General features: G+C 41.2%; 14 protein-coding genes. All 14 read left to right on the forward strand.

All coding sequences use genetic code 11. From position 1 onward, the window contains the following. Nucleotides 1–354 precede the first annotated feature (354 nt). The 14 genes from J7I96_RS11170 to J7I96_RS28600 all read left to right on the forward strand — a co-directional run bounded on the left by J7I96_RS11170 (nucleotide 355) and on the right by J7I96_RS28600 (nucleotide 14,487). Nucleotides 355–780 (forward strand): MarR family winged helix-turn-helix transcriptional regulator, encoded by a 426-nt coding sequence (locus J7I96_RS11170; RefSeq protein WP_053534838.1) that lies wholly within the window; start codon nucleotides 355–357, stop codon nucleotides 778–780. 312 nt (nucleotides 781–1,092) lie between these two features. Next, entirely contained in the window at nucleotides 1,093–2,733 is a 1,641-nt protein-coding gene (locus tag J7I96_RS11175) for an MFS transporter (protein ID WP_214923825.1), read from the forward strand. Then, entirely contained in the window at nucleotides 2,730–3,362 is a 633-nt protein-coding gene (locus tag J7I96_RS11180; protein ID WP_214768052.1) for an HlyD family secretion protein, read from the forward strand. The genes J7I96_RS11175 and J7I96_RS11180 overlap by 4 nt, the downstream gene beginning before the upstream one ends. Nucleotides 3,363–3,405: 43 nt before the next feature. After that, nucleotides 3,406–3,936, forward strand: coding sequence for an NAD(P)H-dependent oxidoreductase (locus tag J7I96_RS11185; protein WP_214768053.1), 531 nt, complete (start codon nucleotides 3,406–3,408; stop codon nucleotides 3,934–3,936). A gap of 12 nt (nucleotides 3,937–3,948) precedes the next feature. Continuing rightward, nucleotides 3,949–4,311 carry a hypothetical protein gene (locus J7I96_RS11190; RefSeq protein ID WP_214768054.1) on the forward strand — a complete coding sequence of 121 codons (363 nt, stop codon included), beginning with the start codon at nucleotides 3,949–3,951 and terminating at the stop codon, nucleotides 4,309–4,311. Between the two features lie 1,098 nt (nucleotides 4,312–5,409). Beyond that, nucleotides 5,410–6,273, forward strand: a complete 864-nt coding sequence (locus tag J7I96_RS11195) for a branched-chain amino acid ABC transporter permease (RefSeq protein ID WP_214768055.1) — start codon at nucleotides 5,410–5,412, stop codon at nucleotides 6,271–6,273. 1 nt (nucleotide 6,274) lies between these two features. Continuing rightward, complete coding sequence (locus J7I96_RS11200; protein ID WP_396020085.1) at nucleotides 6,275–7,270, forward strand: branched-chain amino acid ABC transporter permease; 996 nt, start codon at nucleotides 6,275–6,277, stop codon at nucleotides 7,268–7,270. A gap of 2 nt (nucleotides 7,271–7,272) precedes the next feature. Continuing rightward, nucleotides 7,273–8,037, forward strand: a complete 765-nt coding sequence (locus J7I96_RS11205; RefSeq protein ID WP_063576371.1) for an ABC transporter ATP-binding protein — start codon at nucleotides 7,273–7,275, stop codon at nucleotides 8,035–8,037. Beyond that, the gene (locus J7I96_RS11210; RefSeq protein WP_214768056.1) at nucleotides 8,030–8,737 is read left to right on the forward strand and encodes an ABC transporter ATP-binding protein; all 708 of its coding nucleotides are present in this window, start codon (nucleotides 8,030–8,032) and stop codon (nucleotides 8,735–8,737) included. The genes J7I96_RS11205 and J7I96_RS11210 overlap by 8 nt, the downstream gene beginning before the upstream one ends. Nucleotides 8,738–8,759: 22 nt before the next feature. Next, a complete protein-coding gene (locus J7I96_RS11215) occupies nucleotides 8,760–9,941 on the forward strand; it encodes an ABC transporter substrate-binding protein (protein ID WP_214768057.1) in 1,182 nt (393 codons plus the stop codon). A gap of 359 nt (nucleotides 9,942–10,300) precedes the next feature. After that, nucleotides 10,301–11,209 carry an N-acetylmuramic acid 6-phosphate etherase gene (gene murQ / locus J7I96_RS11220; protein ID WP_214768391.1) on the forward strand — a complete coding sequence of 303 codons (909 nt, stop codon included), beginning with the start codon at nucleotides 10,301–10,303 and terminating at the stop codon, nucleotides 11,207–11,209. Between the two features lie 10 nt (nucleotides 11,210–11,219). Continuing rightward, a complete protein-coding gene (locus J7I96_RS11225) occupies nucleotides 11,220–12,077 on the forward strand; it encodes a MurR/RpiR family transcriptional regulator (protein WP_214768058.1) in 858 nt (285 codons plus the stop codon). Nucleotides 12,078–12,109: 32 nt separating this feature from the next. Then, the gene (locus tag J7I96_RS11230) at nucleotides 12,110–13,480 is read left to right on the forward strand and encodes a PTS transporter subunit EIIC (protein WP_214768059.1); all 1,371 of its coding nucleotides are present in this window, start codon (nucleotides 12,110–12,112) and stop codon (nucleotides 13,478–13,480) included. Next, entirely contained in the window at nucleotides 13,477–14,487 is a 1,011-nt protein-coding gene (locus tag J7I96_RS28600; RefSeq protein ID WP_214768060.1) for a MupG family TIM beta-alpha barrel fold protein, read from the forward strand. Before J7I96_RS11230 ends, J7I96_RS28600 begins: the two co-directional genes overlap by 4 nt. Nucleotides 14,488–14,582: the final 95 nt, after the last annotated feature.

The raw sequence follows: 14,582 nt of genomic DNA on the forward strand, positions 1-14,582 counted from the left end.
CGGTCTTACTAAGGAAACCAGTCTGCACGTTCAACATATTTAAAAAGGGAGGAAGAATATGTAAGGTTACAGAATTAATTTATCAACACAAATTTTCGCTCAAACCTTCAGAATGTCAGAGACAAACAGGGGGATTTATCAATAAGATATCTGATTAAATCCTATTCAATATATTGATTTAAACGGGTTTATTGAAGCTTTAAAACTTGGTAAGCCATTGAAAATCATGTATATTGTTTTTATACACATACAAGGGTAGTGGATCATTTTAATTGGAAAATATATACAAAGAACCAGCTACACTAGTTCAGCCTAATTATTTTCAATTAAATCACTAGAAGGGAGATATAGAATTTGGACTCACTCCAGTTAATTGAATATGACATAGCCCTGCTTGTACGTCTAACAACATCCCCCAGTAGACAAATAGGCAACCTAGATCGATCCGAGTTTTTATTGCTAAGTGAATTGGATAAGCATGGGCCACTAGGCATTAATGAATTGTCAGACCAATTGAGACTGAATGTGTCTACTGCAAGTCGCCAGGTTGCCGCTATGGAGTCAAAGGAATTCATTCGCCGTTATCCAGATCCGAAAAACGGACGAATCAGCTTAATTGTCATGACGAAAGAAGGGCAAGAAATATTACATAATGCTCAGAAGTCTCGTCAAGAAAGATTATCCGATATTCTTAAAGACTGGTCAGAGGAAGATTTAAACGTCCTTCAGAGGAATTTAACACGTTTGAATCAGGATATTAAGAACTGGAAACAAAGATAAATCGAATTTTGATAAGCAGAAACAGTATTGTTTATTACATATTTTAATGAACCTTTTCATGAAAAAGCCTAATTCAAATGTTCTTATTTGAATTAGGCTTTTTCATTTTTCCGTGTTATAGGTTTGTTTGGGTAAAATTTTTATTGCTATATTTTATATATATTGTATAATACAAATTGTAAATGGCAAGTTTGGTTATGTTGCATGTTTATCTGCTCAATATGAATGGATGGTGAAGACTTTCTTCTATTAAAAATATTAAGGAATGGAATTTGACATTCAAAATTAGCTTAGAAAGAAAGGGGGAATTATATGAATTCACAAAAAAATGTTTTGAGTGGCGAGATAAAGAAAACTCTGTTGCCGGAATATGTGCTCATATCTATATTAACGTTATTTTCATTTGGGCCTCAATACTTTACAAGTCTTTCCTATATCTTGAATCAAATGGTTATTCAAAATGGACTTAACTTAAGTACACACGTTATGTTACTTCCATCCATTTGCTCAAATTTGGCTTTTTCTCTAGGTCTCCCATTTGGTCGTATCCTTCCCATGAAATATGGAACAAGAAAAATTTATCTTACTTTCATTTTCATATTCCTTGGTGGAACGATCATCAATATCCTATGCTGGGGAATCATTCCGCTCACCATTGGCAGATCACTCCAAGGTTTAGGGGCAGGTGTATTGTTTTTGACAATCCTACCGCATAGTTTAAGGTCTTACCCAAACAAGGTGCGGAATCTGTTTATATTGTTTGCGATAGGTGGTTTATTTGGTTGCAGCGCGGTAGGTGCATTTGTTGGATCCTTATCTTTAAGTATTTCAGAGTGGCGATGGATATTCTTGTTAAATATTCTCTCATCCCTCATTTGCCTTGTAATCGGATTCAGAATCTTACCCAAAACGAAGCCAGAGCTAAACTCAGGAACGACGAAACATAACATGAAAGGAATTTTCTTATTCACTTTATTAATATTGGACTTGATTTTCCCGCTGTATAACTTACAAGAACACGGCTTTACATCAAATCAGGTATGGCCATTTTTTGTGATTGCTCTTCTATTGGCGTTATTGTTCATAGCGGTTGATTTTAATGCTGTGGATCCCTTTATTCCAATCCGATCATTGTGGTCAGCAAAAACAGTTTCAGGAACAATTATGGCTGTAACTGCACATATTGCTCTTATCGTCGCGATTGCAGGAACTAATGGGTTTTTGCGTAACATTCTAGATCCTCCATTCATATACCTTACTTATTTTTATTTTTGGTTTTTTGTTGGATTCTTGGCGTCTGGTATCGTCTGTACTCTGCTATATAACAAATGGGGTGCAGGCAGGCTGGGAATGGTAGGTTCCATCATCATAATAATGATCAGTATTCAATGGAGATCAATGGGAACCGAGGTTTCTTTAACGGCAATAAATGTTCAAATGGCTTGTATTGGCGTAGGCGTAAGCATGGTGCTATTATCAGGGGCATTGGGAACAGCACTGGCAGGTGACATTCACAAGGCAGTACTACGGTCGTCATCCCTGCATTCTATGAGAAATTTATTTGGTTCAATTGCTGGACCAGTAATAGGATGGTTTGCTTTTCGAATGCATGCGATTCACTATGAAGAAGTTCGAGGGGAAATATCACTATTGAACCCCGAAACTAACTCAGAGATGGCCGGGTTGGTCCGCAATTATATCAATAATGGACATACACTGACAGAGGCAAAAAGCATGGCCTATTATTCAATGGTTGTGAATAGTCAAAAAGGTGCGCTTCTAGGGGCTTACCATGATTTATTTACCATTCTCCTGGTATTAGGCATAATCATGTTGTTAGCTTCCATCGGAAAGGCTGTAACGGGTAAAGGAAGGTCGCTAGTGCAGAAAGAGCAGCACATTTTACTTCCAGCACCATTGGAAAAAACGAATAAAAAGGGGAGATACGTATGAGTAAAAGTCGTTTAATAATAGCCAATATATTGGGTGTTCTTGTTGTAATCGCTTTGCTGGCAGGCGGTGCATACTTTTATTATCAAAATGAGAACTTTGTGAAAACTGATGATGCGAAGGTATCTGCAGATATGGTTCAAATTGTAGCACCAGCTTCTGGTATGCTCAAAGATTGGGATATTAAAGAAGGTAAAGCTGTTACAAAAGGAAAGGCAATAGGAATAATTGAAGAAGAAGGTCAAGACGTTTCCATAAAGTCTACCATGGAGGGAACGATTATTAAAAATGGAACCGGAAATGACCAGTTAGTACAAGGTGGCCAAGTGCTAGCCCAAGCAGCAGACCTCAAGCATTTATACATTACAGCTAACATCAAGGAAACAGATTTAAAGGATATTGAAAAAGGCGATTCAGTGGATATAAACGTAGATGGCGATACCGATGTAACTTTCGAAGGAAAAGTTGAAGAAATCGGCTATGCTACTAAATCTGTATTTTCGTCTTTACCAGAGTCGAATACGGGCAATTTCACAAAGGTCACTCAAAAAGTTTCTGTTAAAATCTCAATTATGAATCCATCTGCCAAAGTACTTCCTGGTATGAATGCTAAAGTTAAAATCTCGTTGTAGATGAAAATTCGCATCAATGCATCAAAGAGGAGTGGGGAATTTTATGGAAATCTATGTAGTCTATGATAGTGAAGGTGAACATACAAAGGCACTGGCATATTCAATAGCGGAAGGGGCTCAAGAAGTGTCTGGTGCAGAAGTTAATATAGATCATGTGGATCAGGCAGATGTATATAAGCTATCGAAAATGGATGCGATTGTATGGGGATGTCCTGGACATTTAGGGACGATTAGCTCTGGATTGAAGGCATGGATTGATAAATTAGGGTTCTTATGGGCAGAAGGTAAGCTTATAAACAAAATTGGTGCTGTATTTTGTACGACTGCTACCGTCCATGGAGGATTAGAAGCAACGATGCTTAACCTCATTACTCCAATGCTTCACCAAGGGATGATTATCGTGGGCTTACCTGGTAATGTTCCAGAAAATGCTTTATATGGATCTTATTACGGGGTAGGGGTGTCCTGTCCTGTTGATAGTACAGATTTGCTTCCTAAGCAAGCACAAGAGTTAGGAAGAGCTCTAGGAAAACGTGTAGCGGAAGTCACACAAACTCTAACACATGTACAGTAAGGGGTTGGTCAGATGGTGACCATTATTGCTTGCATAGGATTGGCTATGGCTGTTATTGGGGGATTGTTCAAGATTAATTTCTGGTCAACTTCAAAAGAAGAGATGGCACGTGAAACGGTTATAAACGAAACTGGTAAGGAAGCCATCCATTCACCTGACAAATCAAAATTGGTTCCAGAGGAGACTCTAACTGCTTCCGCTGGGCAGGTTAAGCACATGAACGATCAGGCCTACCGCCAAGCCCTTCAATGTTTCCAGGAAACGACACAGGAAGATTTAAACATCAAGGGATTGGCTATGAAGGATGAAGAATATAGAAAAGCGTTAAAAACCATGGATCGTAAGCGTGAAAATGAAAAAAACAGAGAAGTGTAGAAAAATTCCTAAGGATGAACTAACTCTAAAAGTTAGGTGAAATTAAATCGTGTGTTAAGTACAACTGCAAGGTAACGGTTCTTAGACATTATGAATGCGTGACCCTTTCGATCGGTAAGAGATTAGAGGATTAACAATAATTTAATAGCTGATCTCTGTGTAAAGGCTGATAAGGAAATCTTGACGAAAGCGGCTTAAACCTACCAAATTACCATGAAATTGGAGAAGCGCTTGATTCTCATGCACAATTGTGAGGAAACTTAAATAATATCGAGGCTGTGGAAATAATAGATAAGTATGAACAGCACCTCCGATTTTGGATATTATCCAAAATTGGAGGTGCTGTCTTTTTGACTGAATTCCTAATTATATTACGCGTTTTAGGGGGATGACGGGCTTTATTACCTTAGAAAATTATTGGTTCTTAGGTTGCGTTTTTTTTTACATTATTACCCGACTGCTAATGTGTGAAATGATGGAAGTTATAAACGGGATTTTTTGTTTCCTTTCCATTTTAATTTTTTGATTCAGAAATGATTTTTTCAGTCAATAGTGAATGAAGGACATCCCGTATGGAACCGATACTTTTGAGATTTTACAATTCAATAATGAATTCACAGACTGGTTAATAGCCTAATTGAAGGTGATTTAATGTTTGGCACGGCACTTGCATTATTATCTGGGAATGAATCTGGAAATGAATCTGGAAATGAATATGGAAATAAATCTGGAAATTATTCTGCGGAATGATTCTCCTATTGGAGGTGCGAGGTGAAAGGGGGTGAAAAAACAGACGACCACCATGTATAAACCATCATTAAACTGAAAATGGAATCATTGGCTTTCCCTAAATACAGCTTGTCTGCACGATCGTTACGCATGAAAAAATGAAAGCGCTAACAATGGATACCTAAGCTAATTCTATAGGCGGAGAATAAAGGGAATTAAAGCTTATTGGCCCTACCCGAGATGTTGATGCTATGGGAGATTTAGTGAAAGTGTTTTTAATACAGATGTGTGCTATTAAAATATGGACAAGATTGTAAGACAGGGAATGAACAGAAAAAAGAAATTCATTAATTTTAAAGGAGGAAATAAATGGAGATTTTGATCCAGCAGCTTTTTAATGGTTTGACGATTGGCAGCGTATATAGTCTCGTTGCACTGGGATTGACGTTAGTATATGGAATTTTGCATATTCCGAACTTTGCCCACGGTGCCCTATATATGTTGGGAGGATATATCACGTTATCAATGATGACATTATATGGGGTCAATTACTGGATTGCCATGTTCGTATCCATTATCGTTGTTGGTTTGTTGGGAGTCCTTTTGGAACGTTTCGTGTTCCGCCTTTTAAGGGAGGCACCCCCGTTGCACGATAAGATTGCAGCAATCGGCATTCTCCTTTTTCTTGAAGCTTTTGCCCAATTTGTCTGGGGTGCCGACTTCCATACTATGACTTCTCCATATGGTCAAGTCGTCAATATCGTGGGCCTGACGTTCACACTTCAGCGATTATTGATCATCGTGTCAGCTATCGCAGTGATGGTTTTACTTTACCTTTTTCTAAAGAAAACTTATGCCGGTTCGACCATAATTGCAATGTCCCAAAGCCGTGAAGGGGCGTCATTAGTAGGAATCAACATTAATAAAGTCGCGATGCTTACCTTCATGATATCGGGGGGATTAGCAGCCATCGCTTCATCCCTTGCATCACCTATTAATCTTGTTTTTCCCGGCATGGGGCATTTAGTCATCCTAAAAGCCTTCGTCATTATCATATTGGGTGGGATGGGCAGCATCCCGGGGGCGATCGTAGGTGGATATATCCTAGGTTTCAGTGAGAGCCTTGGTGCAACCTATATTTCAAATGATTATAAAGACATCATTGCATTCATACTTTTAGTCATCATATTAACGGTGAAACCAACAGGTCTTTTTGCAAAGGGGGAGAGGTAGTGTGAAGATATTAACGAAAAGAAATGGGATTATCGCTCTTATCATCTTTGCTTTTTCATTCCCCTATATCGCGCAAAACGATTATTATCTCCATATGCTGACACTTTCGTTCATCTGGGCGATAGCTGTTTATGGAATCAATTTATTATCAGGCTATACTGGGTATCTCTCGCTTGCCCATGCTGGATTTTTTGCGATTGGAGCATATTCTCTTGGTTTGCTCACAGTAAAAGCGGGAATGAACTTTTGGCTGGCACTTATATGTGCATGTTTAATCACATGTGCCATGGGGGTTTTAATCGGTTTGATTGCGCTGAGGACAAAGGAACACTTTTTCGCGATTTATACCCTATGTGTGGGTTACATCATATATCTGGTGATCGATAAATGGGAGGGACTTACAGAGGGGGTTAGGGGGTTGATCGGGATCCCTGCTCCCGGGAATATAGGGCCGATCACATTCGATAATGCAACATCCCAATATTATCTCGTTCTCATTTTCCTGCTTGCAGTGATTTTAATCGTGTATCGAATTATACGCTCGTTGACCGGCAGAACGTATATGGCCATCAGGAACAGCGAGGACCTAGCACAAACGATTGGTATATCCACAATGAAGAATAAGTTAACGGCATTTGTACTATCAACATTCTTCGCAGGTTTGGCAGGTGCCTTGTATGCTTCATTCATTCGTTTCATTGGACCTGATATCGGATCAACTGCCATCATGTTCGATTTATTGATGTATTTATTGGTTGGTGGAATCGGCACACTTTCAGGTCCATTGGTAGGAACATTATTATTAGTAATCCTGTCGCAGAATCTGCAATTCCTTCAAGAATATCGAATGTTGATATTCGGACCATTACTTACGGTGATCATTATCTTTTATCCGCGCGGAATCGCAGGGGCCTTCTTTGATTGGCAAAGAAAGCGAAAAGATAATGCGTTGTCCGGGGTTAGGGGCGAATTGCACATAAAAGCTGAGGAGGGGTGAATTTGCTAATTGAAACTAAGAATTTGACAAAGCGTTTCGGAGGATTGGCGGCCGTCAATAATGTGGATTTTTCAATTGAAAAAGGTAGAATCAATGCAATAATCGGGCCAAATGGTGCAGGGAAATCCACTTTTTTTAATTTGATCAGTGGCTTTCATCGACCAACTTCCGGGACGGTCCTTTTTAAAGGGATTGATATCACCAAACTTCCTGCCAATGAAATAGCGGGGCTCGGAATTTCAAGAACCTTTCAAACGACAAGCCTTTTCGATCAATCGACCGTGTTGGATAATGTCATTGTCGGTCATAGACTGCGAACAAAATCCAATTTGGTGGATGCCATTCTAAGAACAAAACGTTTAAAACGGGAGGAAGCGGCTTGCAGGGATAAGGCTATGGAGGTGCTTGATATTGTCGGATTAACGGAATCGGCTGACAGAATGGTCTCGAACATCTCGCAGGAGGAAAAGAAACGGACAGCCATTGCCCTAGCCCTAGCGACAGAACCGGAAATCATCTTTCTTGATGAACCTGCTGCGGGAATCAACCCGGATGAAACGGAAGGATTGACAGAACTGATTAAAAAATTGAATCGCTCAGGACTGACCGTTTGTTTAATCGAGCACAAAATGCATATGATCATGAACTTAGCAGACCACATCATGGTCCTTAATTATGGAGAAAAAATTGCCGAGGGCACACCTAAGGAAATCCGCGGAAATGAAGCGGTGATTAAAGCGTATTTGGGAGGGAGTGCCAGTGCTTAAGTTAACAGATGTCGCAGTGAATTATGGAAGTTTCACTGCGATAAACCATGTGAATATCGAAGTTGCCGAGGGAGAGATCGTTGTTTTGCTAGGAGCTAATGGGGCAGGAAAAAGCACGACTTTTCGTTCCATAAGCGGAATCAGTAAGCTTTCCAAGGGCGAAATACATTTTTTGGGCATGCCAATAGGGGGCCGTGCCCCGGATAAGAATGTTCGGGAGGGGATCGTACAGTGTGCCGAAGGACGTAAACTGTTTCCACAGATGACCGTTCAGGAAAATCTGCGGATGGGTGCCTATGTACATCGAAAGAAAAAAACGGAGATCAAGGATTCCTTGGAATACGTCTATCACTTATTCCCGATTTTAAAAGAAAAGCATCATGATGAAGCGGGAAGCCTGAGCGGCGGCCAACAGCAAATGCTCGCAATTGGAAGGGCTTTGATGTCGAAACCGAAATTGTTGATGCTTGATGAGCCCTCGGTGGGACTCGCTCCACTCATTGTCGAACAAATGTTTCAAGTCATTGAAGAAATTAACTGCGAAGGAATCACGGTCCTGCTTGCTGAACAAAACGCGAATGCTGCCCTAAGCATTGCAGATAAAGGATATGTTTTTGAAAATGGGGAAATTGTCGTTCAAGGGACTGCAAGTGACTTATTAGCCAATGATGAAGTAAGGAAAGCGTATATTGGGGCATGAATAAAATGAATGGGGGATTTTTATGAAAAAACTGAAAGTATTATTTGTCTTTCTCCTGCTAACCATCACTGTTTTGACAGGGTGCAATAAAGGGGGTAGCCCTGTGTCTAGCAGTGGCAGTAAAGGAAAAAATGACAATGTCGTAAACATCGGTTTTAGCGGTCCTTTAAGCGGGGCAGCAGCGTTATATGGGAAACGGACATTGAATGGAGTCGAAATGGCCGTCAATGAAATTAATGATGCTGGTGGTTTTGAAGTAGATGGTAAGAAATACACGTTAAACTTAGTATCTTTGGATGATAAATACTTACCTAATGAAACTGGATCGAATGCTAAACGTTTAATTCAGGAATATGATACGCCGATCATTTTCACGCCCCACAGCGGAGGGGTGCTGGCACTTCAGGTTTTTAATGAACAAGAGGAATTCATCATTGGTGCATATACGAGTGAACCGGCAGTGACCGAGAGCGGAAATTCATTAACTGTTCGTATTCCACCGAATTACGAGGGGTATATCGAGCCTTTTACAACATATGCGATGGAACATTTCGGCAAGAAAATTGCCGCTTTGCCAACATCTTCGCAATACGGTAAAGACTGGACGGAAGCGGTGCTCCCACATTGGGAAAAGCAAGGCGGAAAAGTCGTTTATAATTCTTCGATTGATTTCGCCAAAGAAACCGATTTCTTTACGATTGTCACAAATGCCTTGAAAAAAAATCCTGATGTGCTATTCATCGGCGGAGCTTCGGAACCTACGGCAAAAGTGGCGAAACAAGCTCGGGAGCTGGGATTTAAAGGCGGTTTCATCATCATGGATCAAGCTAAGCTGGATCAAATGAAACCGATTGCAGGTTCATATGAAACATTGGAAGGCTCGATTGGCGTTCTGCCATTGATGGACTCAGATGAAGAAGCAGTGCCTGCATTCGTCGAGAAATATCAAAAGAATTATAAGGAAGATCCAAGCTCCGAAGTAGGCTTGAATTATATCGCCATGTATGCGTTTGTGGAAGCGATGAAATCTGCAGGCAGCGTTGATGATGCCAAGGCCATCCGTAAACATATGCAAGACGGACTTTCAAATATAGGGCCAGATCAAAAAATATACGATATTCCCTCGATTGATGAAAATGGAGGATTTGCATCAACTATTGTCGTCGGTGCAGTAGAAAACGGGAAAGTAGTCCCAATCCGTTAACTGGGTAAAGGAGTGCAGGTGTCCCGGGTCTGGAGTAGTATACGAGTTTAGCATTTTGCAAAATTGCGTGTATCGTTCCGATAAGGTGACGGTACACGTTTTTTTTGTTGGGAAAATCCACTCTAAAAATAGTAGGCTCCTATGGGTAAATTACGGCACTCTGAAAGGGATAGATGCAAGTCCGCCAGCATCGGGGTTTTGAAGAACGGAGATTGCTGATTAACAAATTTTACAAAAATATCTTGTCTTCGAGTAATGAAAACGCTATCATTGAATATAATATGAAATATAATTTCATTATTTCCTATTAAAAAATGAAATTATATTTAAGTGATGTTTATAGGAGGAGTTAATTGTCTATGGAAGAACATTTGCGTTCATTAACGACTGAATTACGGAACGAAAAGACGATGAATATCGACAGTGCAAATACGATGGAGATCATTTCTGCAATCAATAAAGAAGATTTTAAAGTGGCAGCAGCAGTTCAGGAGGTATTGCCAGAGATAGAAACGGCAGTTGAATGGGCTTGCGAATCGTTAAAAAAAGGGGGAAGACTCATATACATCGGGGCAGGTACTAGCGGAAGGCTCGGTGTTCTGGATGCCGTGGAATGTCCCCCGACTTTCAGCACAACACCTGATCGGGTGCTGGGAATAATCGCAGGAGGGGAAAAGGCTTTTGTTCGGGCTGTTGAAGGTGCAGAGGATAAAGAAGAGTTTGGGGAAAATGACCTGATTGACGTGGACCTTACAGCAAATGATACGGTTATTGGCATTGCGGCAAGCGGCCGCACCCCTTATGTGAAGGGCGCTTTACGCTATGCAAGAAAAGTCGGGGCTAAAGCGGTCGCTTTATCATGCAATAATAACGCGAGCATCACGAAAGAAGCTGATATAGGGATTGAAGTGGTGGTCGGGCCGGAAGTGTTAACAGGATCCACGAGAATGAAAGCGGCAACTGCACATAAAATGGTACTCAATATGATTTCAACGGCAACCATGATCCGATTGGGCAAAGTCTATGAAAATCTGATGGTTGATGTAAATGTCAGTAATCAAAAACTGAAGGACCGTGCAGTAAACATCATAGAAACAGTAACGAATGCTGACTATGATCAAGCTTTGAAAACGCTTGAAAAGGCAAATAATCAAGTTAAGCCAGCGATCGTCATGATAAAAACGGCAACAGATTATGAAAAAGCTATGGAGTTACTGGAAAAAGCGGATGGGGATGTCAGAAAAGCCATCTCGATCTATGAAGATTAGGAGGGAAGCAATGGCTACGGGAGGATTATCCATCATACAGACGATGTTGAGCAAGCTGCCGCAATCAGAACAAAAACTAGCGGAATATATTCTACAGAATCCCCATGAAGTTGTGAACAGCACTGTACAGGAATTAAGTACGTCTGCCCAAACAAGCGGGGCTGCCGTTATTAGGTTGTGTAAATCGCTTGGAATAAAAGGATATCAAGATCTGAAAATAAGGATTGCAGGAGATTTGATGAAGACGGTTGAACAGGGCTACCGTGATATCGAGCCTTCCGAATCACTGTACCGGATTGTGGAGAAAACAACGAGTAATTCGATTCAGACCATCCGGGACACATCTGAAATAATCGATCATGATAATCTCAAACATGCCATAACGCTGATGCTGAATGCAAAAACCGTCCACTTTTGCGGTGTGGGTGCTTCGAATATAGTTGCTGCGGATGCTCAGCAAAAATTACTTCGCATCAATAAAGGAGCAACGGCTTTTACAGATATGCATTTAGTTGCAACCCTGATTGCAAATGCTGATGAGAATGACATCGTTTTTGCCATTTCATTTTCTGGGGAAACACCTGAAGTTGTCAATATATTGAAGCTGGCAAAGGAACGTGGGGTCAAGACAATCGGGATGACCCATTATGGCCAAACAACGGTATCTTCTTTGTGTGATGCCACATTGTTTACATCCCATTCTAATGAAGCACCATTTCGAAGTGCAGCAACTTCCTCACGATTGGCGCAATTATATATGATTGACATTTTGTTTTTGGGGATGGCTTCAGAGCAGTATGAAGAAACAGTCCAATATATTGATAACACCAGGTCTGCCATTAAATCGATGACAGATCGATATAAATGATTAATCCGAGATTTGACAAAGGGGGCTTATGAATGGGTAAGGGGGATAAGTACGCCAGTTTAGCAGAAGAGTTATTGGGGAAATTAGGTGGGCCATCTAATGTTGCCGATGCTGCACATTGTATGACCAGACTGAGGGTATTGCCAATCGATCGTTCGAAAGTAAAAATGGAAGATATAAAAAATACGGAAGGCGTTTTTGGCGTCATTGAAGAGGAAACGATACAAATCGTCCTCGGACCAGGCGTGGTGAACAAGGTTCATACAGAATTTGAAAGGCTTCTGGGGGAGGCTTCTGGAGATTTGAACTTAAAAGAAGTTGCCTCGAAGAATAAATCAGAGATTGATAGGAAAAACGCAAAACCATTTAAACTTTTTTTACGCAGGATTGCAAGTATTTTCATCCCTTTAATTCCCGCCTTAGTGGCATCCGGTTTGATTACCGGTATTACAAAGGCAATCGTTCAAGCGGGCTGGCTTGCAGCAGAATCACAATTAGCCATCATTTTAACCGTTATCGGATCCGGTCTGTTTGCCTACTTGGGGATTTTGGTTGGGACCAATGCTGCAAAAGAATACGGCGGATCACCTGCACTTGGTGCCCTTGCTGGTATCCTGGTCATAAACCCGGCCGTCGGCGACATTTCATTGTTCGGTGAAAATTTGCTCCCTGGCCGCGGAGGGTTGATCGGAGTGCTCTTTGCAGCTATTTTCATAGCCTTGGTGGAAAAACAGGTCAGGAAATTCATTCCACAATCACTGGATATCATTTTGACGCCAACCATCGCTTTACTCGTTACCGGGATTGTCACTTACATTGTATTTATGCCGGTAGGAGGGTTTTTATCGGATGCCATTACGACCGGGTTATTGAATGTATTGGATTTCGGCGGTGTTGTAGCTGGATTCGTGCTTGGGGCGGCCTTCCTCCCTCTCGTCATTACTGGTTTACATCAAGGTTTAACGCCTGTCCATCTAGAATTGATAAATTCGATTGGTGATGATCCACTGCTACCCATTTTGGCGATGGGTGGCGCGGGCCAAGTGGGAGCGGCATTTGCCATCTATATGAAAACGAAGAAAGCAAGTTTGAAGAGAGCTATCGGAGGAGGCCTTCCTTCAGGGATGCTAGGTATTGGTGAACCCCTAATATTTGGAGTGACCCTGCCATTGGGCCGGCCCTTCTTAACTGCATGTTTAGGTGCAGGAGTAGGCGGGGCATTCCAAGCTCAATTCGGAATCGCCACGTCTTCCATCGGTGTGTCCGGACTGCCGCTTACCTTTCTAGTTCATCCAAACCAAATTGCCCTGTTCCTTGCTGGGTTGTTCATTTCCTATATAGCAGGTTTTATTTTTACGTATCTGTTCGGATTTAAAGATGAAATGGCGGTTGGATTTAAGTGATCGGAATTTCATTTTATCTACAGGACCCGCATGCAGAAACACAAATTATACATGCTGCAAACCTAGGAGTGAAGAGAGCATTTACTTCGCTCCATATTCCTGAAGAAAAGGGAGACCTCGTGAAGAGGATGATCAGGCTTTTAAAGCTTGCAGAGGACTATGGAATGGAAATCCATGCAGATGTCTCATTAAATACGCTTGATCATTTGGGGATTAACAAATTTACGGATTTAAGGCCATTAGGTATTAAAGGGATTCGCCTTGATGATGGGTTCGGTAAAGAAATGGTCATTTCTTTATCTAAGGTGTTTTCACTCTCACTTAATGCAAGTACGTTGAATGAAGATGAACTTTTAGCCGTGCTTGGGGGCGGTGTGGAACCGGAAAATCTGATAGCTTGGCACAACTTTTATCCAAGGCCTGAAACGGGCCTTGAAGAAGTGTTCTTTCATGAACAGAATAGAATGTTCAAGAAATACGGCATACCGATCTTTGCTTTCATCCCGGGTGCAGGAAGTAAACGCGGTCCTCTTCATGAGGGCCTTCCAACGCTTGAAAAACACAGGTTGATGAATCCTTACGCCGCCGGAATTGAGTTGATACAGCATGTGGAAGGAGTTTACGTTGGAGATCAAGGAACAGAGGATAATCTACTTGAGAATCTAACTGCATATGAAAATCTGAAAATTCTAACTGTTAGAGTGGAATCCCGACTTTTGGAAAGCGGACTGTATAAATTGAGGCCAGATGTTTCTCAAGATGTTTTCCGGCTGCAGAATACCCGGGTCACCGCAAATGTTGAGCCGAGTAATACAGCTGCACGAAGCCTTGGATCCATAACGATGGACAATGATGCTTACGGAAGATATCGGGGAGAGGTTCAAATTTGCAAAAGAGACCTAGGGGCAAACCACCGAGTCAACGTTATAGGAAGAGTTATAGAAGAAGATTTACCTTTGCTGTCCCTTCTAAAGCCTGGTCAAACGATAAAACTTATAATTGGGTAAACAATTGGACTCCAAGAATCCAGGGGTAAATGGAAACATTTCATGAAGGCTTTTTTAAAGAGGCGGCTGCTGGGATTCCCGATGCTGCCTTGATT

It is taken from the genome of Bacillus sp. ISL-78 (assembly GCF_018613455.1).
In the GTDB taxonomy this organism is placed as follows: domain Bacteria; phylum Bacillota; class Bacilli; order Bacillales; family DSM-1321; genus Peribacillus; species Peribacillus frigoritolerans.

Coding starts and splice junctions, on each gene's coding strand:
- J7I96_RS11175 (WP_214923825.1), top strand. CDS start 1,093: ATGAATTCACAAAAAAATGTTTTGAGTGGCGAGATAAAGAAAACTCTG.
- J7I96_RS11180 (WP_214768052.1), top strand. CDS start 2,730: ATGAGTAAAAGTCGTTTAATAATAGCCAATATATTGGGTGTTCTTGTT.
- J7I96_RS11185 (WP_214768053.1), top strand. CDS start 3,406: ATGGAAATCTATGTAGTCTATGATAGTGAAGGTGAACATACAAAGGCA.
- J7I96_RS11190 (WP_214768054.1), top strand. CDS start 3,949: ATGGTGACCATTATTGCTTGCATAGGATTGGCTATGGCTGTTATTGGG.
- J7I96_RS11195 (WP_214768055.1), top strand. CDS start 5,410: ATGGAGATTTTGATCCAGCAGCTTTTTAATGGTTTGACGATTGGCAGC.
- J7I96_RS11215 (WP_214768057.1), top strand. CDS start 8,760: ATGAAAAAACTGAAAGTATTATTTGTCTTTCTCCTGCTAACCATCACT.
- murQ (WP_214768391.1), top strand. CDS start 10,301: ATGGAAGAACATTTGCGTTCATTAACGACTGAATTACGGAACGAAAAG.
- J7I96_RS11225 (WP_214768058.1), top strand. CDS start 11,220: ATGGCTACGGGAGGATTATCCATCATACAGACGATGTTGAGCAAGCTG.
- J7I96_RS11230 (WP_214768059.1), top strand. CDS start 12,110: ATGGGTAAGGGGGATAAGTACGCCAGTTTAGCAGAAGAGTTATTGGGG.